Annotated in this window: 29 protein-coding genes and 1 riboswitch; of the genes, 14 read left to right on the forward strand and 15 right to left on the reverse strand. The window is 37.3% G+C overall.

What is annotated here, in order from left to right; all coding sequences use genetic code 11:
- The first annotated feature begins 11 nt into the window (after positions 1-11).
- Positions 12-827 (forward strand): DUF3298 domain-containing protein, encoded by an 816-nt coding sequence (locus HHL20_RS04020; protein WP_169229891.1) that lies wholly within the window; start codon positions 12-14, stop codon positions 825-827.
- Between the two features lie 44 nt (positions 828-871).
- Entirely contained in the window at positions 872-1,723 is an 852-nt protein-coding gene (locus tag HHL20_RS04025; protein ID WP_169229892.1) for a diacylglycerol/lipid kinase family protein, read from the forward strand.
- An 8-nt stretch (positions 1,724-1,731) separates the two neighbouring features.
- Here the strand turns inward: HHL20_RS04025 and HHL20_RS04030 are convergent, their stop codons facing one another.
- From HHL20_RS04030 to ggt, 3 genes are all read right to left on the reverse strand, one after another.
- The gene (locus HHL20_RS04030) at positions 1,732-2,223 is read right to left on the reverse strand and encodes a hypothetical protein (protein WP_169229893.1); all 492 of its coding nucleotides are present in this window, start codon (positions 2,221-2,223) and stop codon (positions 1,732-1,734) included.
- 10 nt (positions 2,224-2,233) lie between these two features.
- Complete coding sequence (locus tag HHL20_RS04035; RefSeq protein ID WP_169229894.1) at positions 2,234-3,514, reverse strand: dicarboxylate/amino acid:cation symporter; 1,281 nt, start codon at positions 3,512-3,514, stop codon at positions 2,234-2,236.
- Between the two features lie 144 nt (positions 3,515-3,658).
- Positions 3,659-5,344 (reverse strand): gamma-glutamyltransferase, encoded by a 1,686-nt coding sequence (ggt, locus tag HHL20_RS04040; RefSeq protein WP_169229895.1) that lies wholly within the window; start codon positions 5,342-5,344, stop codon positions 3,659-3,661.
- Between the two features lie 89 nt (positions 5,345-5,433).
- Here ggt and HHL20_RS04045 point away from each other — a divergent pair, with 89 nt between their 5' ends.
- Both HHL20_RS04045 and HHL20_RS04050 read left to right on the forward strand, forming a co-directional pair.
- Positions 5,434-6,399, forward strand: coding sequence for an NAD-dependent epimerase/dehydratase family protein (locus HHL20_RS04045; RefSeq protein WP_169229896.1), 966 nt, complete (start codon positions 5,434-5,436; stop codon positions 6,397-6,399).
- An 83-nt stretch (positions 6,400-6,482) separates the two neighbouring features.
- Entirely contained in the window at positions 6,483-7,235 is a 753-nt protein-coding gene (locus HHL20_RS04050; protein WP_169229897.1) for a polysaccharide deacetylase family protein, read from the forward strand.
- Between the two features lie 3 nt (positions 7,236-7,238).
- Here the strand turns inward: HHL20_RS04050 and HHL20_RS04055 are convergent, their stop codons facing one another.
- The 3 genes from HHL20_RS04055 to HHL20_RS04065 form a co-directional block, all read right to left on the reverse strand.
- Positions 7,239-8,069 carry a class I SAM-dependent methyltransferase gene (locus HHL20_RS04055; RefSeq protein WP_169229898.1) on the reverse strand — a complete coding sequence of 277 codons (831 nt, stop codon included), beginning with the start codon at positions 8,067-8,069 and terminating at the stop codon, positions 7,239-7,241.
- A gap of 27 nt (positions 8,070-8,096) precedes the next feature.
- Positions 8,097-9,302 (reverse strand): metallophosphoesterase, encoded by a 1,206-nt coding sequence (locus tag HHL20_RS04060; protein WP_169229899.1) that lies wholly within the window; start codon positions 9,300-9,302, stop codon positions 8,097-8,099.
- 67 nt (positions 9,303-9,369) lie between these two features.
- Positions 9,370-10,437: a 3-oxoacyl-ACP synthase III family protein gene (locus tag HHL20_RS04065; protein WP_169229900.1), complete on the reverse strand. Its 1,068-nt coding sequence runs from the start codon at positions 10,435-10,437 to the stop codon at positions 9,370-9,372.
- Between the two features lie 101 nt (positions 10,438-10,538).
- On the opposite strand from HHL20_RS04065, the gene HHL20_RS04070 reads away from it, so the two are divergent.
- The 8 genes from HHL20_RS04070 to HHL20_RS04105 all read left to right on the forward strand — a co-directional run bounded on the left by HHL20_RS04070 (position 10,539) and on the right by HHL20_RS04105 (position 16,814).
- Positions 10,539-11,108 (forward strand): hypothetical protein, encoded by a 570-nt coding sequence (locus HHL20_RS04070; RefSeq protein ID WP_169229901.1) that lies wholly within the window; start codon positions 10,539-10,541, stop codon positions 11,106-11,108.
- 3 nt (positions 11,109-11,111) lie between these two features.
- Positions 11,112-11,843: a bifunctional demethylmenaquinone methyltransferase/2-methoxy-6-polyprenyl-1,4-benzoquinol methylase UbiE gene (gene ubiE, locus HHL20_RS04075; protein WP_169229902.1), complete on the forward strand. Its 732-nt coding sequence runs from the start codon at positions 11,112-11,114 to the stop codon at positions 11,841-11,843.
- A 3-nt stretch (positions 11,844-11,846) separates the two neighbouring features.
- Positions 11,847-12,629 carry a type IX secretion/gliding motility protein PorT/SprT gene (gene porT, locus HHL20_RS04080; protein ID WP_169229903.1) on the forward strand — a complete coding sequence of 261 codons (783 nt, stop codon included), beginning with the start codon at positions 11,847-11,849 and terminating at the stop codon, positions 12,627-12,629.
- 139 nt (positions 12,630-12,768) lie between these two features.
- Complete coding sequence (locus HHL20_RS04085; protein WP_169229904.1) at positions 12,769-13,071, forward strand: hypothetical protein; 303 nt, start codon at positions 12,769-12,771, stop codon at positions 13,069-13,071.
- Positions 13,071-13,358 (forward strand): cell division protein ZapA, encoded by a 288-nt coding sequence (locus tag HHL20_RS04090; RefSeq protein ID WP_076446083.1) that lies wholly within the window; start codon positions 13,071-13,073, stop codon positions 13,356-13,358. The genes HHL20_RS04085 and HHL20_RS04090 overlap by 1 nt, the downstream gene beginning before the upstream one ends.
- A gap of 222 nt (positions 13,359-13,580) precedes the next feature.
- Positions 13,581-15,146 carry a ribonuclease Y gene (gene rny, locus HHL20_RS04095; RefSeq protein WP_185194792.1) on the forward strand — a complete coding sequence of 522 codons (1,566 nt, stop codon included), beginning with the start codon at positions 13,581-13,583 and terminating at the stop codon, positions 15,144-15,146.
- An 80-nt stretch (positions 15,147-15,226) separates the two neighbouring features.
- Positions 15,227-16,468 carry an MFS transporter gene (locus HHL20_RS04100; RefSeq protein WP_169229905.1) on the forward strand — a complete coding sequence of 414 codons (1,242 nt, stop codon included), beginning with the start codon at positions 15,227-15,229 and terminating at the stop codon, positions 16,466-16,468.
- 157 nt (positions 16,469-16,625) lie between these two features.
- Entirely contained in the window at positions 16,626-16,814 is a 189-nt protein-coding gene (locus tag HHL20_RS04105) for a hypothetical protein (protein WP_082444893.1), read from the forward strand.
- A gap of 243 nt (positions 16,815-17,057) precedes the next feature.
- On the opposite strand, the gene HHL20_RS04110 is transcribed toward HHL20_RS04105, so the two are convergent.
- From HHL20_RS04110 to HHL20_RS04130, 5 genes are all read right to left on the reverse strand, one after another.
- Positions 17,058-17,996, reverse strand: coding sequence for a YeiH family protein (locus tag HHL20_RS04110; protein ID WP_169229906.1), 939 nt, complete (start codon positions 17,994-17,996; stop codon positions 17,058-17,060).
- Positions 17,997-18,088: 92 nt separating this feature from the next.
- The gene (locus HHL20_RS04115; protein ID WP_169229907.1) at positions 18,089-18,970 is read right to left on the reverse strand and encodes a LysR family transcriptional regulator; all 882 of its coding nucleotides are present in this window, start codon (positions 18,968-18,970) and stop codon (positions 18,089-18,091) included.
- 87 nt (positions 18,971-19,057) lie between these two features.
- Positions 19,058-20,359: a voltage-gated chloride channel family protein gene (locus HHL20_RS04120; protein ID WP_169229908.1), complete on the reverse strand. Its 1,302-nt coding sequence runs from the start codon at positions 20,357-20,359 to the stop codon at positions 19,058-19,060.
- Positions 20,360-20,389: 30 nt separating this feature from the next.
- A riboswitch (Fluoride riboswitch) is annotated at positions 20,390-20,457 on the reverse strand.
- 13 nt (positions 20,458-20,470) lie between these two features.
- Positions 20,471-21,343: a sugar phosphate isomerase/epimerase family protein gene (locus tag HHL20_RS04125; RefSeq protein ID WP_169229909.1), complete on the reverse strand. Its 873-nt coding sequence runs from the start codon at positions 21,341-21,343 to the stop codon at positions 20,471-20,473.
- A complete protein-coding gene (locus HHL20_RS04130; RefSeq protein WP_169229910.1) occupies positions 21,343-21,810 on the reverse strand; it encodes an acyl-CoA thioesterase in 468 nt (155 codons plus the stop codon). Before HHL20_RS04130 ends, HHL20_RS04125 begins: the two co-directional genes overlap by 1 nt.
- Before the next feature lie 110 nt (positions 21,811-21,920).
- Between HHL20_RS04130 and HHL20_RS04135 the strand changes: the two genes are divergently transcribed.
- Positions 21,921-22,277, forward strand: coding sequence for an arsenate reductase family protein (locus HHL20_RS04135; RefSeq protein WP_169229911.1), 357 nt, complete (start codon positions 21,921-21,923; stop codon positions 22,275-22,277).
- 220 nt (positions 22,278-22,497) lie between these two features.
- On the opposite strand, the gene HHL20_RS04140 is transcribed toward HHL20_RS04135, so the two are convergent.
- From HHL20_RS04140 to idi, 4 genes are all read right to left on the reverse strand, one after another.
- Positions 22,498-23,016 carry a hypothetical protein gene (locus tag HHL20_RS04140; RefSeq protein ID WP_169229912.1) on the reverse strand — a complete coding sequence of 173 codons (519 nt, stop codon included), beginning with the start codon at positions 23,014-23,016 and terminating at the stop codon, positions 22,498-22,500.
- Positions 23,017-23,417: 401 nt separating this feature from the next.
- Positions 23,418-24,494 carry a glycine cleavage system aminomethyltransferase GcvT gene (gcvT, locus tag HHL20_RS04145; protein WP_169229913.1) on the reverse strand — a complete coding sequence of 359 codons (1,077 nt, stop codon included), beginning with the start codon at positions 24,492-24,494 and terminating at the stop codon, positions 23,418-23,420.
- Positions 24,495-24,509: 15 nt separating this feature from the next.
- Entirely contained in the window at positions 24,510-24,986 is a 477-nt protein-coding gene (locus tag HHL20_RS04150) for a hypothetical protein (RefSeq protein ID WP_185194793.1), read from the reverse strand.
- Positions 24,983-25,498, reverse strand: a complete 516-nt coding sequence (gene idi, locus HHL20_RS04155) for an isopentenyl-diphosphate Delta-isomerase (RefSeq protein ID WP_169229914.1) — start codon at positions 25,496-25,498, stop codon at positions 24,983-24,985. The genes HHL20_RS04150 and idi overlap by 4 nt, the downstream gene beginning before the upstream one ends.
- A 257-nt stretch (positions 25,499-25,755) precedes the next feature.
- Between idi and HHL20_RS04160 the strand changes: the two genes are divergently transcribed.
- Positions 25,756-26,166 carry an LNS2 domain-containing protein gene (locus HHL20_RS04160; protein ID WP_169231114.1) on the forward strand — a complete coding sequence of 137 codons (411 nt, stop codon included), beginning with the start codon at positions 25,756-25,758 and terminating at the stop codon, positions 26,164-26,166.
- Positions 26,167-26,239: the final 73 nt, after the last annotated feature.

Below are 26,239 nucleotides of genomic sequence, written 5' to 3' on the forward strand. Positions count from 1 at the left end.
TAATAAACACAATGATGAAAAAAACGTATTTCCTATATGCCTTCATTTTGCTTACGAGCATCTTTGCCTGCAAAGAGTTTGGGAATGAAAAGAAGAATACTGACAAGAACGGCTTTGGCCGGATCAGTATAGATTCTGTAATAGAAGAAGATACCGTTAAAATTTCTGATTCTGTAGTATTGCGTTATTCTTCTAAGCTTTTATGGTTTCCCAATCTTGACAATAAAAATTTTCTTGCAGAAATTTATTCTGGTAAAGAAATATCCGATTTCTCCAGAAACGGGCTTCAGGCTTATCTTAAAAAAGAAAAACAGTCGGTTTATGACAGGATGAAAAATTCAGGCGGACTTTCACATGTAAAACAGCAGCAGCAATGGTCTTATATTTCTCAGATGAATGTACGGATGAACAGGAATAATTATGTTTCCATTCAGTATTATACCAGCCAATTTGAAGCCGAACATAGAGTACAGTATCATTATGTGGAGAAAGTTTTTGATTTTAAAAACCAGAAAAAACTTGATTTATCTGATGTTTTAGTACTGTCGGAAGAAACCATCAGTAAAATTTTAAAACTCAGCTTCGAAAAAACTACTATGATGCAGCAAATCAAAACCTACGATAGAGAAGCGTATAAGATTCTCTCTGCGATTACTTTTCCCGTTACCCGAAATTTTTACTTTGATGATTCCAACCTTTATTTTCATTATAATATGAATGAGATCAGCCATGATTATGATATCGGAGATATTATTCTCACGATCTCATGGGAAGATATGAAGGAATATATAAAACCTGATTTTGCCCGAAGAATGAAAATTAACTGAATTTAATGCTTTCTAATCTGAAAGCATTTTTTAATTTTGCATCAATGGAAAAAGTAGCCTTCATCATCAATCCTTTTTCGGCCAAAAGAAACTATCAGCCGTTTCTCAATGAACTGCATGCCAAGGTGAAAGATCCCTTGTATTATATTTCAGAATCTATTTTGGGAACCGATGATTTTATTAAGGCACATTATGCCGAAGTTGATGTTTTCGTGGCCATCGGTGGAGACGGAACGATTTCAACAGTAGCCCGTAATCTCATTAATACAGAAAAAATCCTGGCTATTTTTCCGGCGGGCTCCGGCAATGGATTTTCCAACGAAACCAATTTCAGCAAAAACCTGGATGAGCTTCTCGAAAAGCTGCGGGCAAAAAAATCCAGAAAGATTGATACTTTTACCATCAACGGTAGACTGTCCATTAATGTTTCGGGAACAGGTTTCGACGGCAAAGTGGTGAAAGAATTTGAAAAAACCACCCGCGGTTTTAAAAACTATATTAAAGTTTCCCTTAAAACATTTTTCAGCTACAAACCGAAAAAGGTAAAATTTTTGGATGAAAAATACAAGGAATACAACGGCAAATACCTGATGGTGAATATTGCCAATACCCGCCAGTTCGGGAATAATGCGTACATCGCACCACATGCAAGTAAAAGTGACGGACTGGTCGATATGGTACTGGTAAAAAAGTTCCCGATTACCTATTCTCCGCTTTTTGCATTTAGAATGTTCACCAAAAAACTGAAAGATGATAATTACATCACTTACCTCCCTGTTTCAGAAATAGAGTTTAAGGTTAATACCAAAAACTGGCATATTGATGGTGAATTCAATAAAATCAAATCACCCATTCACGTAAAAGTTCAGCCTTCAAGTTTGAATATTTTGATTTAAATTATTCATTAAAATCTGTTAAAGCTGTAAATCTCTCCATATCCATCGGTGCACTCTCTGAAAAACTCTTTCGGTAAACCATTTTTAAGATTGATTTTCGATGCAATATTTTTATTACATTGTGAATTTGTATTTTGGAAAATTAAAATTTTATTCATTAGTTTCGTGGGTAAATCTGTATCTACAGCAACAGGGTAATTTCCTAAATATTGATTCTCCCCGTTAAATATAAGTATTCTATTTGTTGCCCTGCGGGATAGACCCCAAATCCAACTTGAATTCATAATTTTATAAGTTTTTCCCTGGTTTGTTTTAACGGTTCCCAAATACGTCAAATGTGTTTCCGTGTCTCCTTTTTCTGTCCATTTTCCGAAAATTAATTTTTTTCCAGTTAATCCTTTCTGTAGAGTTAACAGCCGAATTTTATTATCATTAATTTGCGATTTTCCAAAAACCGATGCTAATAAAAATATAGCGAATAAAGATTGAGTAATGTACATTTTTATCAGATTAAACTTCCAGCTTTTCCTCTACGTTACCGGAATGATCCAGGGCATATTGCAGCTGACTTTTATCCAGTTGCTTTTCCCAGTTGGCAACCACGACCGTTGCTACGGAATTTCCGATCACATTCGTTAAAGCTCGGCATTCGCTCATAAATTTATCAATTCCCAAAATCAGTGTCATTCCTGCAATAGGAATTTCAGGAACTACAGCAAGCGTGGCGGCTAATGTTACAAAACCGGCCCCGGTAACTCCTGCAGCACCTTTTGAACTTAACATGGCCACTAACAGCAGCATGATCTGTTTTTCGATCGGGAGATGAATATTCAAAGCCTGCGCGATAAACAGTGAAGCCAGTGTCATGTAAATATTGGTACCGTCCAGATTGAAAGAATATCCTGTCGGAACAACTAAACCCACAATCGCTCTCGAACATCCTGCCTTTTCCAGTTTTTCCATGATTCCCGGAAGTGCAGATTCGGACGAACTGGTTCCTAAAACCAACAGCAGTTCTTCTTTAAGATAGTACATCAGTTTAAAGATATTGAATCCGTTGTACCACGCTACCGCTCCTAAAACCAAAACCACAAATAAGGCAGAAGTAATGTAAAACGTTCCAACCAGGAATATTAAATTTAAAACAGAGTGAAGTCCATACTTGCCGATCGTAAAGGCCATTGCCCCAAAAGCTCCGATAGGTGCAAGCTTCATCAGCATATGCACAATTTTGAAAACCGGTGTCGAAAGGTCCTGCAGAAATTCGGTGACTTTCCTGCTTTTTTCTTTTGTTAAAACAAGGGCAACTCCCATCAGGATAGCAACAAGAAGAACCTGAAGGATATTTTCTCCCACCAGCGGACTGAAGAGCGTTTCCGGAATAATATTCATAATAAACCCGGTGAGGGTAGTTTCGTGCGCTTTCTGCTGATACTGTGATACGTCTCCCGAAAGGGTAGCAGGATCTATATTCAGTCCGTGTCCGGGTTGCAAAATGTTTCCAACTACAAGTCCGATAATCAAAGCCAGTGTCGAAAAGGTTAAGAAGTAAATCATGGCTTTAACAGCAATTCTTCCTACTTTCTTGAGATCTGTCATGTGTGCAATTCCCAAAGTAAGGGTAATAAAAATTACCGGAGCGATAATCATTTTTACCAGTTTGATGAATCCGTCACCCAGAGGTTTCATCTTTTCCCCGAGTTCAGGATAAAATTTTCCTAAAAGAATTCCGGCAATAATAGCGATCACCACCTGAAGATAAAGCTGCTGATAAAGTTTTTTTGCTTTCAATGAAATTGTTTTGAAGCGCGAAAATTATGAAAAAATTATTGTTTACTATGACAAATGTCAGTAAAAGTTTCGGCGGAGCTGAAAGCTCCGCCGAAACTAGATCGTCTAAATTCTTAAAGAAGAAGAATCAAAGTCTTTTAAATATTATTCCACCGCTACCGAATCATCACCTCTGCCATCTGCAACAGCATGAATGTTTCCCTCCTCGTCAATCAGGATCATCTCTGTTCTCCCGATTTGTCCCCATTTTTCAGCTTTATAGCCCAGCTTTTCCATATCCGTTATAGTAGTTTCAGGAAAATTCTTTTCAAAGGCAACTGTTTCCGGAAGCCATTGGTGATGGAATTTCGGAGCATTCACAGACATGTTGGCATTCAGTTTAAAATCCACCACATTTACAATTGACTGATAAACAGAGGTAGGAATCGTCGTTCCTCCCGGTGTTCCTACAACCATATAAGGTTTCCCGTTTTTCAGGACAATAGTCGGAGTCATTGAAGAAAGCATTCTTTTATTGGGCTGAATAGAATTAGCCTCTCCGCCCACGGCCCCAAACATATTTGGAACTCCTGGTTTGATGGAGAAATCATCCATTTCATTGTTTAAGAAAAATCCTGCTCCCGAAACAACAACTTTACTTCCGTATAGGCCATTCAGCGTTGTGGTAACGGCAGCGGCATTTCCATCCTTATCAATAACAGAAATATGGGTAGTTTCGGTAGATTCTTTAGGTTGTTTTATGATTTTACCGACTTCTGCGCTGGGAGTGGCTTTGTTAAAACTGAAACTTTTCCATCTGTTTTTTAAATATTCATCGGAAATAAGGTATGAAGTTTTATCCTGAATAAACCCGGGATCTCCCATATATTCAGCCCGGTCGGCATACGCTCTTCTTTCAGCTTCCACCATAACCTGAACGGCCTTTACTGAATTCTGCTGATATTTTTCAAGATTTTCGTAAGCTGCCATTTTAAGCATTTGTGCCAGAAGGATACCACCGCTTGAAGGTAACGGCATCGAAACAATCTGATTTCCTTTATAATCGAAGTCCAAGGCTTTCCTTTCAGCAACTTTATAGTTTTTCAGGTCTTCCGGGGTGATAATTCCGGTTCCCTTTTTCATTTCGGCAACAAGAAGTTCTGCGGTTTTACCCTCATAAAATCCTTTTTGTCCTGATTTTTGAATCCGTTTTAAAGTTTCTGCCAGTTCTTTTTGGATGAGAAGGTCGCCTGTTTTCCATGGAGTATTTTTCACAAAAACAATATTTGTTTTATTGTGTCGCTCGAAGTTTGTTTTATTGTTGTTCAAAAGGTCTGCTTCCTGCCGTGTAATAGCGAATCCTTTTTCAGCCAAATCTATCGCCGGTTGAATCAGCTGCTCCATCGGCAACTTGCAATGCTTCAGCGTTGCAAAAAAACCGGCCACACTTCCTGGAACTCCCACAGCAAGTCTTCCGTTTTGTGAAAGATCAGTATCGGCCTTTCCTTTTTTATCAAGATACATATCGTGAGTAGCCTTTGAAGGTGCTGTCTCACGGTAGTCGAGTGTGAATTTTTCACCATTATTTTTTACGCCTACCAAAAAGCCGCCGCCGCCGATATTCCCGGCCTGCGGATAAACGACGGCAAGCGCATACTGTGTGGCAACAACTGCATCGTAAGCATTACCTCCCATCCTCAATATTTTAGCACCTGCCTCGCTTGCAAGCGGATGTGCCGAAACAACAATACCTTTATTTTTTACCTTTACCTCTTTTACAATGTTGATATCAGTATATTGTGCTGATACTGTGGAAGTAAATAGAATCAGTAAAACAATAATCTTTTTCATTTACAAATTTTGTAATCCAATTTACGATTTTGTTTTAAGATAGGCTTTAAAATATTTACTTTTGCTTGTATCAACTAATAAAAATAAAAATGGAATCCCACACGGAAAGAATACTTATTACAGGTGCCTTAGGGCAAATCGGTACCGAGCTTACAAACAGACTTGTTGAAATTCATGGAACGGAAAACGTTGTTGCTTCCGGGCTCGACAGATGGCAGAAGGGCATTACTTCTGCAGGATATTATGAAAGAATGGACGTTACAAATACACAGTTGGTAAGACAGATCATTAAAGATTATGAAATCACAACGGTTTATCATCTGGCTTCCTTGTTATCCGGTACTTCAGAAAAGCAGCCGATTTTCGCATGGAAGCTGAATCTTGAACCTCTTCTTCACTTCTGTGAAATGGCAAAAGAAGGACTTATTCAGAAAATTTTCTGGCCAAGTTCAATTGCTGTTTTCGGAAAAGGAATTCCAAAAGAAAATGTAGGGCAGGACGTAGTATTAAATCCTACTACCGTGTATGGAATATCTAAAATGGCAGGAGAAAAATGGTGCGAGTATTATTTCGACAAACATGGGGTAGATGTAAGAAGTATTCGCTATCCCGGATTAATTTCATGGAAGACTCCGGCAGGTGGCGGAACAACAGATTATGCTGTTGAGATTTTTTATGAAGCTATAGAAGAAGGAAAATATACAAGTTTCATTTCTGAAAATACAGGGATGCCGATGCTTTATATGGATGATGCCATCAATGCAACGCTTAAGCTTATGGAAGCTCCGAAAGAAAATCTTAGCGTACGATCTTCTTACAATCTCGGAGGAATGTCTTTCACCCCGAAAGAACTTGCTGAAGAAATTAAGAAAAAAATACCGGAATTTGAAATTGATTACAAGCCGGATTTCAGACAGCAGATTGCAGATTCCTGGCCGGCATCAATCGATGATTCTGTGGCAAAAAATGATTGGGGATTATCGTATGATTACGGAATTTCTGAAATGACGAAAGACATGATTAAGAATCTGAAAGTGAAACTTAATAAAAATTAATAAGTAAAGTTTTACTTTAATTAGGATATAATTTAACATCTGATTTTTAAATATTTAAAAATTTTATCTAAAAATTACTTAATATGATATTATTGAATTTTAACATCGTGAATATTGAAGCTAAATGCAAAAATGGTGCTGAAGTTTCCGATGATGAAAGACTGAAAATTTCAGAAAATAATACAAAAGCTATTTTAAGAATTTTAGATATTCATGATATAAAAGCAAGCTTTTTTGTTGAAGTTTCTTTGGTAGAAAAATTACAGAACTTACTAAAAGCAATTTCATTCCAGGGGCATGAAATTGCTTTTTACAATAAAGATTCTAATCCTGAAGAAATAGAAAATACCAAAAGGATAACCCAGGATTTTTTAGAAAAACACATAAAAGGATTCCGGCAGAAGGATAATAAAATCTCTTATCAAAGTCTGAAATTAATGGAATTCAGTTATATTTCCAATATTGATAATGCCGGTATTCTTTTTCCTTTTAAACGGCTCAGAAGAGATACGACAATTATAGAAGAAGACGGATTGAGCATTGTTCCTGAAAGTATTTCCCCTTACAGTCAGCTGCCTTATAATGATTTTATATTTCAGGTTCTGCCGATGAAATATTACCAGAATATGGTTTTTGAAACATTGAAGAACGATGAGTTTGTCCTGATATATTTAAATTCCTGGCAGTTTACCGATTTCAAAAAGTATCATTTTGATGTTCCTTTTTACAGAAGGCTGAATTCCGGCAAAAAAATGGAGGACAAATTAGATGCCCTCCTTACCTGGATCAACGAGAAAGAAATGGCTACTTCCCGTATGAAAGATTATATTTTTTAAGTTCTATTCTTCGTTTTTACAAATTGCCAGAAGATCTGTGGAATACCGTATCTCTTTTTCAAATACAATATCTTCATGGGAATACTGTTGTGAAAAGTCAGAAGAATCTGTGTTTTCCGAATGGTTTTCAGTTGATCTCTTACCTTTCATTTTTCGTAAAAACTCAAACATTTTTTTCTGAACATTTAAAAGAAAAACTCTCAGCGGATAAGGATAAATAGCCAAAGTAGAAGGGAGTACGGCTATTCTCTGCTTTCTCGTTCTTCTGATTTCTTCCAGAATTAAATCTGCATCTGAACCTATTTTTAAAATTTCAACCTCTGTAAAATTCTTTTTAAGAAGTCTTTTCAGACTTTCCGGTGTATATTCTTTCAGGTGAAAAATATTCCAGGGCTGCTGGATATAGTTAAAAAGCCTGTGCTTTTTATCTGGAGTTGATATCAGTACAATTCCGCCCTGATTTAAAAGCTGTCCAATTGCAGATGCGTATTTTTTATCGTCGGGCACATGTTCAATAACCTGGAAAGAAGTAATGACATCAAATTTTTCATTGCCTAATTCCGCAATCGTTTTAAAATCCAGATTTGGAGCCGTGTATTGGTTGTTTGCAAAATCAACCGCTTCCTGGCTGATATCAACACCTGTTACACTTGCGGCAGACTCAGAAAGCATATGTGAACCATATCCCGAACCACATCCGTAATCCAGTACTTTTTTGCCTTTTACCAGTTTTTTGGCATATTCATAGGTTGCAATGTGCATCAGATGAAGATATAATTCAGATTTATTGCTGAATTGCTGATTGATGATATGTCTTTCTCCTGTATCCTTCATTGATAAATTTTTCGAAAAAAATTGAAATTAAGCCAGTTCAAAAAGCGTAATCTCCGGTAATACGCCCACTCTTCCGGGGTAAGCCAGTACTCCAAAACCTCTGTTTACATACAGCATTTTGCCTTCACTTTCATACAAATCTGCCCATTTCGGATATTTATACTGAACCGGAGACCATTTAATATTTTTAAGATCAAGTCCGAACTGCATCCCGTGTGTATGCCCGGAAAGTGTCAGATGGATGTTTCCGGGGTGTTTTTTTACAACGTAATCGAAATGGGTAGGGTCGTGACTCATCAGGATTTTTGTAGCGGATTCCGGCACTCCTTTTAACGCATCGTCAATTCTCCCGAATTGCGGAAAGGGTTTCAATCCCCAGTTTTCAACGCCAAGAATGTATAGTTGCTCGCCGTTTTTTTCAATAATACGGTGTTCATTTCTAAGCATATCAAAACCGGCTTGCCTTTCATAATCAATTAAAGTATCGAGGTTTTGTTTTTTCTCATCCAAAGATTTCCAGCTAATATAATCGCCGTAATCATGATTGCCTAAAACGGCAAATTTGCCATCTTTCGCTTTTATTTTTGAAAACAAAGGGATAAATGGCTTAAATTCTTCCGCCACATTATTCACCATATCTCCTGTGAATAATACAAGGTCTGGATTTTGCTCGTTGATAAGGTTGATGGCATGTTCCAGTTTGGAAGGATCCGAAAAACTTCCGCTGTGCACATCCGAAATCTGTACAATTTTATATCCTTTGAAGCTTTTTGGCAGATTGGCAAAATTGATTCTTACTCTTCTTACCTTATGACGATACTTTCCAAAGGTAATTCCATCAATGAAAAGTGCCGAAAGCACACCTCCGAGTCCTAATCCTACGATACTTAAAAATTTTCTTCTTTCAGGAAAGAAATTCTCTGAAGATCCCGCTAATCCGATCAGGTATCCTCCGGTTCTGATGATATCATCAATAAGGAGAAACAAAACAACAAAGATTTTAGGAAGAATAAAGATCAGGAATATGGATATCATGATCTGTGCTCTCATCATGCTTCTGTCGGCTCTGCTGAAATTGGAGATTTCGTATGCGAAAAAACCGTATACCGCAAGGGTAATAACCCAATAACCGATCCTGATCCAGGAGTTATCCGTAAGGGTTCTGATAGCCTGGTAAATGTATGCTTCCAGCAAAAGGAAGACGGCTGCAATAATAAAAAAGTTTCTTTGCATAATCTGTTTAAAAAAAAAGCACAAAGAATAATTTCCCTGTGCTTTTTGTATTTTAAATTAAATAATATTAAGGAAATCTGTACACGATAGCATTGATGTTCATTCCGGCACCTACCGAAGTCATTACAATGTTACCTTTTTCTTTAAACGATTGACCTTCCATTTTTCCTTTAATTATTAAATCAAACATGGTAGGGATGGTCGCTACTGAAGAATTTCCGAATTCCTGAATTGTCATTGGCGATATGGAGTGATCGTAATCTTTCACATTGTACAATTTGTGTAGCCTTTCGATCATGGCATAATCCATCTTGGCGTTAGCCTGGTGGATCAAAATCTTATTGATGTCTTCAATAGAAAGACCTGCATCTTCAATAGTTTCTTTTATCGCAGCAGGAACGTTTTTCAACGCATACTCATATATTTTTCTTCCCTGCATTCTTACGAAAATGCGTGTCTGGTCAGATTCTTTATTGATGGATGGCCCATTTGCTAAATAATCCAGTTCGGGGCCGTTATCACAAATGGTATTGTGGGCAATAATGCCTACGTTTTCTTCATCAGTGGCTTTTACCACTACAGCACCTGCACCGTCTGCAAAAATCATCCTGTTTCGGTCATGAGGATCCGTTACTCTGCTCAGTGTTTCTGCGCCGATTACAAGAACGGTTTTGGCAACTTTAGCTTTAATCAGATTATCTGCCAGAATCATAGCCTCTACCCAGCCAGGACAACCGAAAAGCATATCATACGTTACGCACTTTCTGTTTTTAATTCCGAGTTTATTCTTCACTCTTGCAGCCATAGTAGGCATGAAATCCGCATACCCGTGCGCAGTAACTTCACCGAAATTACTTGCATAAATGATATAATCAAGCTCTTCCTGATCTATTTGTGCATCTGCAATCGCTATTTTGGCAGCTTCGTAGCCGATTTTAGAATTGGAAAGATCTTCTTCTATGAATCTTCTGTTTTCTATCTCAGTAATTTCTACAAACTTTGCAATCGTTTCTTCAGCAGGCTTATCAATCTTTACCCCGTCTTCTGTATAAAACTCTGAACCTAAGAAATAGTCTCTCCCGATAATTCTGCTGGGAAGGTAAGATCCAGAACCAATTATGATCGTATTCGGCATTCGTTTAAATGATTTTTTAAAGATGCAAAGTTAATAATTAATATTAATAACAGAGAATTAAAAATATTATTAAATTTGCAAAAATTGTACTTTACAATCCTATGAAAAATAATGCATCCTTAAAAGGTTTACTTATTGCAATTGCGGCATTTATCTTTGCCTTTGGGATTTACTTTCTCTTTCTGGCCAAAAAGAATTATTACGTGGTGGATAATCCCACACCCAATACTTTTTATTATAAAATAAACAACGGTTCCGAAGGTACTATTGCAGGAGGCCAGACTGTTCATGTAGATCTGAATACCGGCAAAAATTCCATTAAAGTTTTTGACCAGAATAAAAAAATGCTGTTCGATTCGGCTTTTGAAGTTAACAAAATAAGAGGGCTGATTAATATTGCGCATCAGGATTATTACATCCACGAACAATATTACGGCTACAATCTTAAAAAAGATTCACTACTTTTGGCACTTGATAAGACTATAATTGACGGGAAAGCATATTTTGGGGGAGCAAAACACTTCAACAAACTGTTTACCGATGATTTTTATTACAATGTAGATGAAGATTATGATAAAGTGATCAAAAACGTCCAGAAGGTAGAGTCGAGATCAAAGATCTTCAGAAAGCAGGATTACCTTAATTACTATAACGAATATTACAAGTTTTAAGTTTTGACAAAAGATATTACCAAAATTACACCCTACAACTCTGAAGCAACCAAGAAGAGCCAGGTAGAGGATATGTTTGACAACATTGCACCGAAGTATGATCTGCTCAATCATGTGCTGTCCATGAAAATTGATGTTTTATGGAGAAATACTTTGGTGAACTGGATGAAAAAAGACAGCCCGCAGGAAGTGCTGGATGTAGCTACCGGAACCGGAGATCTTGCCATTGCCGTTGAAAAAGGTACAGGCTCAAAAGTGATCGGATTGGATTTATCGCAACAAATGTTAAATGTTGGCGTTATTAAAATAAAAAAACTTAAATTAGACGGCAAAATTTCCATGCAAAAAGGGGATGCAGAAAATTTACCTTTCGAGGACAATAGATTTGATGCGGTTTCCGTTGCATTTGGAGTGAGGAATTTTGAAAACCTTACCAAAGGTTTGGCAGAGTTAAGAAGAGTTGTTAAAGATAACAAGAGTGTTTATATACTGGAGTTTTCAAAGGTTGAGGGTTTCATGGCGCCATTGTATATGTTTTATTTCAAAAATATATTACCTGCTATCGGCAGACTGGTTTCCAAGGATAATAGGGCATACACATACCTTCCGGATTCTGTAAATGCTTTTCCTTTCGGGGAAAAGATGAGACAAATTCTTTTAGATACAGGATTTAAAAAAGTTGAATATAAAAAACTAAGTTTAGGTATAGCCACAATTTATAAAGCAACAAAGTAACCTATGAATAAATTTTTATTAAAAGCACTGGTTTTAGCCTCAGTAAATGTTGCGTTGTTAGCAAACGCGCAATTCAGAACCCGTAACAGAATGGATAAGTTGGAAGACTTTGATGAGCAGAAATTCAGCTGGGGTTTTTATCTGAATGGTAACAGACTAGACTACCGTATCGTTCTGAATCCAAGATATGGCTCAAGTAATAATCAAAATCTTGTTACATCTAAAGAAAGCTACAGTTTCGGTGCCGGATTAATCGCAAAATGGAGACTGAACGACTATCTGGATGTAAGATTAGAACCGGGGTTACAATTTGGTCAGAGACAATTAACTTTCAATACGCAGTCTAATGACCAGTATGCGGCAGGTACTTTGACAAACGATCCTTTCATCCCGATCCCTTTGACGGAAAAAGACAGAGTGAGAGAAATCAAAACCACATTGGTTGATGTTCCCGTATTGCTGGAATTCCACGGACAGAGATGGTATAACTCAAGACCCTACGTAGCAGCAGGGGTGAACTATATTGTTAACCTTCAGTCGAATTCAGACTCTACTGATGATAACCTTCAGCAGGTATTCAGATCTACCACGCACAACTTTGCATGGTCTGCAGAAATGGGAATTCAGTTTTACTTTAATAAATTTAAGCTGACTCCTGCCATCAGAGGAACGTTCATCATGAATAACGAGATTGTGGCAGATAATGCGACTACACCTCCGTACTGGACTTCAGCAATGTCAACCCTACAGACAAGAGCTGTATTCTTCGTGCTGAAATTTGAATAAGAAAAAACAACTGAAAACATAAAAAGGAGACACATTTGTGTCTCCTTTTCCGTTTGAAATCAAAATATAGAGACTTTTATTTTTGTTAGTGTTAATATTTTGTTATTTTTGCTACTAGTTAGAATATACAAAACCTGAAATGCTTCAAGATTTAGAAAACAATTTTTCAGAATTAGAGAAAAAGATTTTGCTATTACAAAAGAATTATAAAAATCTTACTGAAAAGTTCTCGGAATTAAATATTGAGCATGAAGACCTGAAAAAGAGGTATGATGAGGAGAGAAAGAAAAATCAGGTATTAGCAGAAGAACAAAAAAATATAAAACTTTATTCAGCAATATCAGGAAATCCTGAACATAACCGATTGATGAAAAACCACATCAACAGGTTGGTAAAAGAAATAGATTTCTGTATTGCACAGCTTCAAAACAGTGGATTATAATGGAAGTAAGAAGAATAACCATTAATATTGCAGGAAGAGTATATCCGCTGAACGTGCCGGCAGCAGAAGAAGAAACACTGCGTAAAGTCGGGAAGCAGATTGAAAATATGATTAAAGATTTTGAACAGAATTTCGATGTGAGAGACAAACAGGATGCTTTGGCCATGTGTGCCCTGAAATTGGGAACCAATGCAGAAGTGGTGTCTATGAACTACGAAAAAACAATACATTCTACCAACGAAAGATTAGCAAAAATCAATCAGTCGTTGAATGAAACAGGGAAATAGATTTTTTTTCCCAACAAGTACTGCCTACAATAATTCTAACACATTAAAGGTAAACTCAACGCTAAACAATTACCGAACAAATGTCCATTGAATGGCGTGCCGGTTCGTCCGGATTACAGACAGTGGAAATCAGTTCAAATCGTGTTGATTAGGAGTTTACTCTCAATCTCTGGATTATTGTGGGCTTTTTTATGTAAATACAATTAAAACTCAATATACATTATGATAGAAGTTATAGTCGGCATTGTTTGTTTAGTAATCGGAGCGGCAGCAGGAATATTTTTCTCCAAAAGCTCACTCAATACTAAAGCAAAATTTATTATAGATGATGCAAAGAAAAATGCCGAAAACCTTATAGAAAAAGCCAACGTTCAGGCCGAGTCCATAAAAAAGGAAAAAAACCTTCAGGCAAAAGAAAAATTTCTGGAGCTGAAATCACAGCATGACGCTGATATTCAGGTAAGAGAAAAGAAAATGCAGGAGATTGAAAAAAGAATTAAGGATAAGGAACATAAGCTGAACGATGAGCTAAGCAAAGCAGGAAAGCTTGAAAAAGATCTTGACAGACAAATCGCTGATTATGCCAAGAAAAATGAGATTCTAGACAGAAAACAGCAGGAACTGGATATTGCAACTGCCAAAAAAGTTGAAATTCTTGAAAAAATTTCCAACTATACGGCAGAAGAAGCGAGAGCCGAATTGGTGGAGACCATGAAAGCAGAAGCCAAAACAAGAGCTCAGGCACACGTGCAGAGCATCATGGAAGAAGCCCAGCTTAATGCAAAAAGCGAAGCCAGAAAAATTGTTATTCAGACAATCCAGAGAATCGGAACTGAGCAGGCCATTGAAAATTCCGTATCGGTATTCAATATTGAATCAGATGAAGTAAAAGGTAGAATTATCGGTAGAGAAGGAAGAAATATCCGTGCTTTGGAAGCGGTAACAGGAGTGGAAATTATTGTAGACGATACACCTGAAGCGATCCTTCTTTCATGTTTCGATCCGGTAAGAAGAGAGATTGCAAGATTATCACTCCACAGATTGGTAACAGATGGTAGAATACACCCGGCAAGAATCGAAGAAGTTGTTGAGAAAACCAGAAAACAGATCGAAGAAGAAATTATTGAAGTCGGAAAAAGAACGATCATCGATTTGGGAATCCACGGATTGCACCCTGAATTAATCAAGATCGTAGGTAGAATGAAATACCGTTCATCTTACGGACAAAACCTATTACAGCACTCCAGAGAAGTAGCAAACATTGCTGCAACGATGGCCGCTGAATTAGGATTAAATGTAAAATTAGCTAAAAGAGCAGGTCTTTTACACGATATCGGTAAAGTTCCTGAGCAGGAATCTGAGCTTCCTCACGCTTTATTAGGAATGCAGTGGGCTGAAAAATACGGTGAAAATGCAGAAGTGGTAAATGCCATTGGTGCCCACCACGACGAGGTGGAAATGACTTCACTATTATCACCGATCATTCAGGTTGCCGACGCCATTTCAGGAGCAAGACCGGGAGCAAGAAGACAGGTGCTTGAATCATATATCCAAAGATTAAAAGATCTTGAATCTGCAGCCCTAAGCTTCGATGGTGTTTCATCAGCGTATGCGATCCAGGCGGGTAGAGAATTAAGAGTAATGGTAGAAAGCGGTAAAGTGAATGACGAAGTCGCTTCCCAGCTGTCTTATGATATTTCCGAAAAAATTCAGAACGAGCTTACTTATCCTGGACAGGTAAAAGTGACTGTAATCAGAGAAACAAGAGCGGTAAATATTGCGAGATAATAATCGTAAAAAGATATTTCATAAAAACCTTTCAAGAAATTGGAAGGTTTTTTATTTTTAGCAAAATTTAAAACTCCGAAATGCAAGAACTTTTCACGTCTTCGAAACTGAAGTATATTTTTTCAATTCCTGTCATCATTTCTGCTTTAGGATACTTTGTGGATATTTATGATCTGCTTTTGTTCGGCATTGTCCGTATTCCCAGTTTAAAAGCTTTGGGTTTAAATCCGGATACGGACGGAACTTTTATCCTGAATGCGCAGATGGTGGGATTACTGATCGGAGGTATATTTTGGGGAATCTTCGGAGATAAGAAAGGCAGATTGTCTGTTTTATTCGGGTCTATTTTGGTGTATTCGTTGGCCAATATTGCTTGTGGTTTTTTACCGCATTTTCCAAAAGAACATTTGGTGTATCAATATGCGGCTTTACGATTCGTTGCAGGGATAGGACTGGCCGGAGAGCTTGGAGCAGGAATAACCCTGGTTTCTGAAAGCCTGCCGAAGAATTTAAGGGCGATCGGCACCTCTGTTGTTGCCGGTTTTGGATTAATGGGAGCTGTTGTAGCTCAACTCACAGTGGAGCTGGCCGGTGGCTGGAATATTTCTTACATCATCGGAGGAATACTTGGCATTTTATTATTATTCCTGAGAATAAGCGTATCCGAATCCGGAATTTATAAAAATATTGAACACAAATCCGTTTCCAAAGGAAATTTTCTGTCTTTCTTCACCAATAAAGATCGTTTCGTAAGATATTTAAAATGCATTGCTATTGGTTTGCCGACGTGGTACTGTATTGGGATTTTGGCGGTACTTGCGAATCAGTTTGCGCCGGAATTGGGGATCATAGATCTGAGTCCCGGTAAAGCTATTATGTGGGCGTATATAGGGATTTCCGTGGGGGATCTGGCGAGCGGGTTTATTTCACATTTTTTAAAATCGCGGAAAATGGCTATTTTCTATATGCTGATTTTTACCATTATCGGTGTTGCCTTCATGCTGTTCGGAAATACCGATACTGAAACAAAGTATTACTTTTTCTGCGTATGGCTTGGCCTGGGAACAGGATATTGGGCCATGTTCGTCACACTGGCGGCAGAGCAGTTCGGAACGAATATCAGGAACACCGCTACTACCACTGTTCCGAATATGGTTCGCGGCCTTGTTCCTGTGATGATTCTGGCTTTCGATTTCTTTAAAAATGATTTCACGGTGATTGTAAGTGCCGCATTGGTTGGGCTTATCGTTTTCGGACTTGCATTTTATTCCTCCCTTACCATATCCGAAACCCATAATAAAGATCTTGAATTTACAGAATAATTATAACTGTTTAAGAAATATTTTGATATCCTTTACCGTTATAAAAACAATAAGTAGAACAAAATAAATAAATTATAAAATTTAATATTAAATTATGCTGTGAATAATTAATATTTGTTTAACTTTGAAATATAATAAACCTTAAAAACCAATCACAATGCAGAATTTTTTAAAAAACGCAACAAAATTAAAAAAAGCTGACCTTAAAAACATTACCGGAGGTATTAGCGGAACTCCTGATCTTTCACTTTGCGGATGCGACTGTGCAGGATCTGTTACAGGACCGAAATACTGCATCCAATACATAGCATGCCCGCAGGTATATACTTGCAAGGATGTTATATAAAAAAATTATTTCATTAGAAATAAACATTTCCACATTTAATACGCAGAAGCCTTTCGGGACACCGGAAGGCTTTTGTAATTCCTATCCTTACAGTACAGATCGAAATTTTTTGGCAGCTGTTCCCGCTTTCCGCACTCGCTATTTTTTATGATAGGGCTGCGGCGGCAAAGCCGCCGCAGCCCTATCATAAAAAATGAGCTCAAACAAAGCTGCAATCGGGGCTGGGTTACAGACATCATAGTACTATTTCATATAAAGTATACATAAAAGGCTTCCCATACTGACGAAAGCCCAGAGCAATACAGCAAAAAGCAAAGGTTTTAGCCCGATCCCTTTTAATGCCTGAACAGATAGGGTAGAACCAATCAGAAATAAAGTAAGGTTAAGTCCCGATTTTGCTGCAAAGGATATAATTGTGCTGATGCCTTTGATCGGCACATAAGTATTCAGCAGAATAGCCATTACAAAATAACCGATGAACCAGGGAATTTTAATTTTAGACGCTTTGTTTTTGAAAATGAACATGGTCACCATAGAAACAGGGATAATCCATAAGGCGCGGGCAATCTTAACGGTAGTTGCAGTTTTCAGGGCTTCGTTGCCGTATTTACCGGCGGCTCCTACAACCGAACTCGTATCATGTATTCCAATTGCGCACCACAGCCCGAACTGTTCCTGGCTCAGGCTCAAAAGATGCCCAATTGCAGGATATAGAAACAGAGCAATGGAATTCAATGTAAATACAATGGCAAGAGCAAGAGAAATCTGTTTCGCTTCCGGTTTGATGATAGGAGAGGTGGCAGCTATGGCGCTTCCTCCACAAATGGCCGTACCCACTGAAATTAAAAAAGATAGCGGTCTTTCTAATTTAAAATACTTTCCTGCAAAATAACCAAGAGTCATAACGGCAGAAATGCTAATTACCGTTAGCATAAACCCTGATTTTCCTGCTTCCAGCGCTTCATTTAATTTTAATCCGAAGCCCAGACCTACGATCGAAATCTGCAATAGGAGATGAATGTACCGGTGCAGGCTTTTTTCAAACGGGTTTCCGAAAAATACAGCCATCATAAAACCGATTAACAAAGCAGCCGGTGAGGAAATAAAAGGGCTGAGGCATAATGCTGCCAGAAAAATGAAAAGAACCTTTATGAATCTTTCATTTTGAACAAAATTTTTCATTTGTAAAACTTTAAATTAACCATTCAAAATTCTACAAATTATTATTACAAAGTAAATTGTATTTTGTTATCCGGAATAACTTTTTGTTATAATTAAATGCTGCCGACAAACTGCAGGAAAAGTTTTATCAGTTCAGACTGTTCACCTTTCGGAAGAATGAAATGAAAATTTCTCTCAATGCTGAAATTTTTAATATCAATAATACTCAGCTGATTATTTTTAAGTTCATTCAAAACCGTACTGATTGACAGGAATGCCATGCTTTCCGAATGCAGCAGATAATTTTTAATGCTTTCACTGCTTCCCAGCTGCATTACGATATTCAGTTCATCAATGCCGATTCCTTTTTCCCTCAGCCGGTTCTGGATAAATTCTAATGATCCTGAACCCGGTTCCCTGAAAACCAGATCAATGGTGTATAAATCTTTCAGTGTTATGTTTTTATTAGCCAAAAGGTGACTGGCTTTTGCGACAAGAACAATTTCGTCTCGTCTGAATCTTTTATATTCAAAAAAGCTGGATTGCGATTCACCCTCAATAATGCCGAGATCAATTTTTCCTTCTTTCAGCTGCTCTGATATTATTTCTGTATTGTGGGCAATCAGTTCCACTTTAATATCTTTATAATAAGATTTAAAAGTAGCCAGTATTTCCGGTAAAATATATTGGGCAATGGTCGTACTCGCCCCGATAATAAGTTTTCCTTTCTGCTGTTGATTAATCTGGCCGATTTCAAATTCAAGATCCCGGTAAATATTCCTGATCTTCTCCACATAGTCAAACAATATCTTTCCACTTTGCGTCAGCTGAATCGAAGTTCCTTTTCGGTCAAACAATTTGGTGTTGAGCTGGCTTTCTATTTCTTTAATATGCTTTGTGACGGCAGGCTGTGAGATATTAAGTTCTTCCGATGCTTTCGTGAAGCTCGATCTTGATGCTACGGCATGAAAAACTTTTAATCTGTAATCAAACATTCTTACTGATAATTTTTAGTTGATCGTTTTGAAGATTTAAAATGGTAATTACTATTCACTAATAACCAATGATATAACTGGAACATTCTACAAATCTGAGAAATTTTTATCCTGTAAACGCTCAAATCTGCTGTTTTTTGCTTCCCCAATTTTTTGTTTTGTATAAATGCTGTTATTCCCTGAAAATAAATAAGATACGATACAGGCAATTGCGACATAAATTCCGCATTCGGCACCGAAGAGCTCAATTCCCATCAGCATACAGGCGAGCGGAGTGTTTGTTGCACCTGCAAAAACGGACACAAATCCCATTCCGGCCAGCAAACCAAAAGGAAGAGGAATAAATAACGACAACGCACTTCCCAGCGTTGCTCCGATAAAGAAAAGGGGAGTGACCTCACCTCCTTTAAATCCTGCGGAAAGGGTAACGACTGTGAAAATCATCTTAAGGGCAAAATCATATAAAGGAAGCTGTTTTTCGAAAGATTCTACAATGGTCGGAATTCCCAGACCGATATATCTTGAAGTTCCCATCGCGAAAACAGCAACAGCAACTATAATTCCGCCGACAAAAGGTCGCAGCGGAGGATATTTTATTTTAGATTTAAAACCCGAACCCATAAAATGAAGCATTCTGCTGAAGGCTGCTGCACATACCCCAAAGATGATTCCTGCCAAGACACTGTATAAAATCGGCAGAAACTCAAGTTTCGGGATAAGATCAATATGATAGTGTGTATGTTTTGCTTTCCAGAGATTGGTTACAACATCAGCAAATACTGCGGAAGCAAAGGCCGGAAAAATTGCATTATAACGAATTCTTCCGATCAGGAAAACTTCAAGTCCGAAAACAGCTCCTGCTAAAGGAGTTCCGAAAACAGAACCGAAACCCGCTGCAATGGCAGAAATCAGCAGGGTTTTTCTGTCGTTTTTATCAAGTCTCAGGATGTTTGTCAATTGGTCTGAAATCGCTCCCGCCATTTGAAGCGCAGTTCCTTCACGACCCGCAGACCCGCCGAAAAAATGGGTGACAATGGTTCCCAAATAGACAAAAGGAGCCATTTTAAAAGGAATAATTTCTTTAGGTTCCTGAATATTTTCGAGCAGTAAATTGTTTCCTGCTTCCACATCTTTCCCGAAATAATAATACAGCAGTCCCACTAAAAATCCGCCCAATGGCAAAAATGCAACCAGCCACAAATGATTCTCCCTGAAATCAGTTGCCCATTGCAGGGATGTTAAAAAACCGGCAGAAGCACTTCCAACGAAAATTCCAATAATAAGACTAATGAAAAGCCATTTCAGAATATAAGGAAAAGCCGGATATTTTCTGAAGAAAAACCTTGTTTGAAGTCGTGTTGTTCGTGTTAAATTTCGATGTTGAGACATAATTTTCCTGATCAATTACTGTTAATAATCTTCTAATCAGGCGTCATCAGCTTTTGAAAAGCGGTTGGGTAAGGAAGAACACCATTTCCTTTTGTTGGACAAAGATAAAAATTATTTTAAAAAGAAATTGTTTTTAGCTATAAATTCGCTGCTGATGCAGATACTCTCAAAAATATCTTTATCACTGGAATCCTGCTCCAGGAACCAGTATCGAAGACCTGCCTGCTTTCTGGCTTTAAAAATTCGCTCAAAATCTATAGTACCATTTCCGATCTCGGTGAAATCTTTTGTCCCGGCTTTCATATCTTTTACGTGCCACAGCGGAAATCTTCCGGGATATTTCTCGAAATACTTCAGCGGATCGATTCCTGCTTTTGAAATCCAGTATAAATCCAGCTCCATTTTAACCAGTTCTGATGATGAATTTTCTAAAATAAAATCATAAACATTTCGGTTGTCATCAAATTTTTCAAATTCAAAATCGTGATTATGGTACGCAAACTGAATTCCGGCTTCTTTTGTAACTTTTCCTGAATTTTCAAGCAGTTCAGGAAGTTTCTTATAGTTTTCCAAAGTTCGTTCTGCCGGAAAAAGGTAAGAGCAAACCATATATTCTGAACCGATAAAATGAAGATCTTCCACAGATTTTTTCCAGTTATAGAGTAAAGTTCCCTGTCCTTTATTAAAATTTCCTGTTATATGATGTGAGCTGATGACTCTCAATCCTGTATTTTTAAGAATGCGCTGAAATTCCTGAGGGGATTTTCCGAAAAAAGTACTGTTGTACGCATAGATTTCCAGTCCGGTAAAGCCCATGGCTGCCAGTCTTTCGAGTGTTTTTTCAAGGTTTGCCGACATTGCATCCCGGACGGTGTATAACTGAATTGCCAATGTGTTTTGTCTTTTTTTAAATGGAGAAATTCCGCAGGAATATAAACCCAGGAATCCCAACGATGAAAGTTTGATAAAATCTTTTCTATACATTACAGGAAGGGTTTCATTTCATCTTCAATCTGTGTACGCAGCTGCATTAGCCGTATAGCGTACTGTTCTTTCTGTCTGTCTTCTTCGGTTTCAGGAATCCATTTCGGGACCGGAAGTTTTTTTCCGTTCTCATCAACTGCCACAAATACAATGATGCAGTGTGTTTTCTTGTCGAATTTCGGCTGCTTAAGATTTCTGGAGAACACATTGATGGCGATATGCATGCTAGAAGAACCGGTGTAGATCACCTGCGCTTCCACTTTTACAATTTCCCCGATTTTTATCGGCTCATAGAAACGAATGCCGCCTACATAAACGGTAACCGAATAATTCCCGCTCCAGGTGGTGGCACATGCATAGCCGGCCTGGTCAATCCATTTCATCACGCTTCCTCCATGTACATTTCCTCCGTAATTGACGTCTGAAGGCTCAGAAATAAACTGAAAAGTCACAGGTTTGTTCTCCATTCTTTTAAAATTTGAATAAAGGTATTTATAATTTTTAAAACTTTAGATTAAATCTTACTTTTGAAGAATGAAAATGAATATTTTCTGTTAACGATTAGAATATAATTTAAATGAAAAAAGTTTTTCACCTGAATACGTGTGATACCTGCAGAAAGATTTTAGCGCAATTCGATTTGTCAGACTGGGAACTGCGCGAGATCCGAAAAGAACCGGTTACAGAAGAGGAATTAGCCGAAATGTATGAGAAAACCCAATCTTATGAAACATTATTCAGTAAAAAGTCTACGCAGATCAAATTGAGAGGCCTGAATGTAAAGTCTTTAACAGAAAAGGATTTTAAAGAATTGTTACTGGATCATTATACGTTTTTGAAGCGCCCGGTTTTTATTACCAATGATAAAATTTTCGTGGGAAATGATAAAAAGAATGTAGAAGCGTTGCAGGAGTTTTTTGGAGTGAAGTCGTAGATATTCTCAAAGTTTTATAAATGTTTTTTGACGTAGACTCAAAACCAAACCTCACAGGTTTTTCAAAACCTGTGAGGTTTTTATTTTTTAAAAATTACTTAAAATTCAAATATTCTGACGGAAGTCTCAAACAAGGTTGCAGAAAACGGAGTACGAAAAGGAATTCTAAACAAAAGAGTTCAAACTAACCGCCCTGTAAATCCTATATAGCAGTTTTATATTATTTTCGAAATAGATTTCTTTTTTTAAGACCATGGTTATTCATCATTTTTAATTCATGGTTGTGATGAAACGGGAGGTTGTCGGAAAGCTGTTCTGTAAATTTCTCAATTCCTTTACAGTACTGATCTAGAAATTCATATTTTTCATCGGATGTAATTAATTCAATACCGGAATGAGTTTGTTCATGCAAAAAAGGAATTTTGAATGCATTAACTTCTAAAATGTCTGAATATTTAATATATTTTTTAGATTCCGATTTCGTGGTAAAATAAAATCCTTCAGCAGTATAACTGAAGATACCGTCTTCCGTATAAAGCTTGTCCATTTGCTTTTCTGTGGAATCATAATCAACAGGTTCATTAGCTGTCATGATGTTAGCTCCTGAAAAACAAAGCATGGCAAAACATATAAAAATAATTGCATAAGATAGCCATTCTTGGTCCCATACCGGATAATAGATAAAGACGGCAATGAGGATAATTACGGCAATTATTGAAAATAGTATGCTTTTTTTCATGGTTTCCTATGTTTAGTACATCAGAATTTTTTCTTATTCAGATTTTTAATGTTAAGTTTAAGAATAAAATTAATCCGATTATTATAAAAAGAGTGACCCATAACAATTAAAATCAGTCCATTGAAAATTAAAGTTAAAATAGTAAGGGTTTTTAAAGTTGTCATACATGCAAATAAAATGAATAAAATTGAAATACCGGATAAAAGTGTGCTAGCCCGGATAGAAACGGCATCCTTTTGTTTTGTTTTCGGCGGGAGCGAAGCTCCCGCCGAAAACAAAACAAAAGATATAGTGGATAGCCGGATTAAGCTCCTAAAAAAATAAAACCTGCAAAAAGCAGGTTTTATGGTATTTTTAAATTTTGTCAAAGATTTTCAAATTTGACAAAATAATGTTGAAAATTAAACGAAAGGAGCCTTCACTACCTGGGCAGGAATATTTTTATTCCTTACCTGTATGAAGATCTCAGAACCTATTTTAAAGTGAGGCTTATCTACGTAAGCAAGACCTAACCCTACTTTTTTCATAGGAGACTGTGTTCCTGAAGTTACTTTCCCGATTACGTTTCCTTCTGCGTCTACAACAGGGTAGTCGTGTCTTGGAACCCCTTTATCGGTTAATTCAAAACCAACTAATTTGCGGGTAATGCCTTCTTCTTTTTGCTTGGCGAATGTTTCTTTGGAGAGGAAATCTTTATCAAATTTGGTGATCCAGCCTAGTCCAGCTTCGATTGGAGAGGTAGTATCGTCGATATCGTTTCCATAAAGGCAGAATCCTTTTTCCAGTCTCAAAGTATCTCTGGCAGCCAATCCGCAAGGAATAATTCCTTCTTCTGCACCTGCTTCGATGATCGCATCCCAAAGCGTTAAGGCATCTTCATTTTTGAAATAAATTTCAAAACCACCGCTTCCGGTGTAGCCTGTGTTGGAGATGATGACATCACTTACTCCAGCTACCGAACCTACGGCAAAGTGATAATAAGGAATTTCTGAAAGATTGGTTTCCGTTAATTTCTGAAGAATTCCGGTAGCTTTCGGGCCCTGAACTGCCAGTAATGACATATCATCAGAAGCATTCGTCATGTTCGCTCCGAAAGTGTTGTATTTAGAAATATGGTCCCAGTCTTTATCAATGTTTGAAGCATTCACAACCACGAAATATTTGTCGTCTTCCATTTTGTAAACGATAAGGTCGTCCACAATTCCTCCGTTTTCATTAGGAAGACATGAATACTGCGCTTTTCCGTTTTCCAGAGCATCTACATTGTTGGTGGTAACGTATTGCAATAGTTCTTTTGAACCTGCTCCCTCAATGAAAAACTGTCCCATGTGAGAAACATCGAACAAACCTGCTTTTTCTCTTACGGCAAAGTGTTCTACAGTAACTCCGGAATATTGTACAGGCATTTCAAAACCTGCAAAAGGTACGATTTTAGCGCCTAAAGATACGTGCTTGTCGTACAATGCTGTTTTCTTCATAGTTAATTTTTATTTCTATTTCTTTATTTTAAAACTGTCAAAAGCTTCATTGAAAAGCTTCATAAAATTGCCATTCCAGTACTTCTGTCCGCAATTTACGGACACAAGATACAGGTCTTTATCTTTCTGAAACACTTTAGTGATCCAAATGAGCTTTTGCTTTTCATCAAGGTATTCGTAAAAGTACTCTGTATATCCTTTTTTGCCGCTTTTCGAAGTTACCTTCTTTTCGTCATCGGAAGATTTATAAAGGGCAAGGATGAATTTTTTGGTTTCGGATTTCGGCAGATTCAGGTCGTGATATTCTGAAATGGTTATGGCCCCTATCTGGCTTGGCGGAAATATATTGATAATCTCGCTGTCATTGGTAACTTTCCAGCCTTGAGGATAAACAATAGAATAGTTCTCATGATCATAAACTTCCGTAGGAATTGCCTGTGCCGTTAACAAAGACGCGGCGAACAGAACAAGGGCGAGAAAAATCTTTTTCATGAATTAAAATGGTGTTTGTATTCATCAAGGATAATCTTGAACCATTCCGTAAAATGATCAGGATTTTCAGACATCTCTTGATCAAGATTTTCTATTGAAATGTAACGTACTTCCTCCACTTCATCTTTATTAAGATTAAATTCATCTTCAAAAATGCCCGTAAAAACATGGTCAAGCTCATGTTCCCAGAGTCCGTTTCCAACATCAGCTCTGTAAATAAAACTGAATTTTTCTGAAAGATCGGCTTCTATTCCCAGTTCTTCTTTCAGACGGCGTTTGGCTCCTTCGAGATAGGTTTCTTCAATTCTGGGATGGGAGCATACCGCGTTGGTCCATTTCAATGGGGAATGATATTTTCCGGAAGCTCTTTTCTGCAAAAGCATTTCACCTTTACTGTTGAACAAAAATACAGAGAAAGCACGGTGCAGAAGGCTATTGATGTGCGCCTGCTGCTTTTCCATTAAACCGAGAACCTGATCTTCAGGGTTTACTAAAACTACGAATTCTTCCATTTCTACAAATGTAAGTGTAATAAATGTATTCTGAAAATTTTTGGTAAAACATCATGATTTTGAAATTCCTTTACGCTAGTGGTACAATAATCAGTTATCGCAATGAAAGAATATTTTTAACTTTAATTATAAAAATTATTAATTTAGATTAAAATTATTCGCTAAATATTTAATTTTAGTTTAAAAAATTTACATTTGACAAGTTTCGCGGGGCTTATTACTGTAAAAAACGTAACTTTGCCATTCAATTTTTTATGATGGAATTAGAGTACAAAGATCACATTAGCCCTATCCTGAAAGACGGTGTAAAAAACTATCTTATTGATATCGACGGAACCATTACGGAAGACGTCCCGAACGAAGAACCCGAAAGAATGGTTACCTGCGAACCTTTTCCTGATGCGCTGGAAACCATCAACAAATGGTATGATGAAGGCCATCAGATTTGTTTTTTTACGTCGAGAACGGAAAACCTGAAACAGATTACTATCGACTGGCTGGATAAACACGGCTTCAAATACCACAGTGTATTATGCGGAAAACCCAGAGGTGGAAACTATCACTGGATAGATAACCATCTGGTAAGAGCAACAAGATATAAAGGCAGATTTACTGATCTTGTAGAAAAGCAGGTGACCATTGAAGTTTTTAAAGAAGACGAAGAATAAAAATTTAATCCAAAGATTAAACGATTAATTTTGATATAAATAATTCGTTAATCTTTAATATAATCTCAAAAGT

It is taken from the genome of Chryseobacterium cheonjiense (assembly GCF_012927265.1).
Classification (GTDB): Bacteria; Bacteroidota; Bacteroidia; order Flavobacteriales; family Weeksellaceae; genus Chryseobacterium; species Chryseobacterium cheonjiense.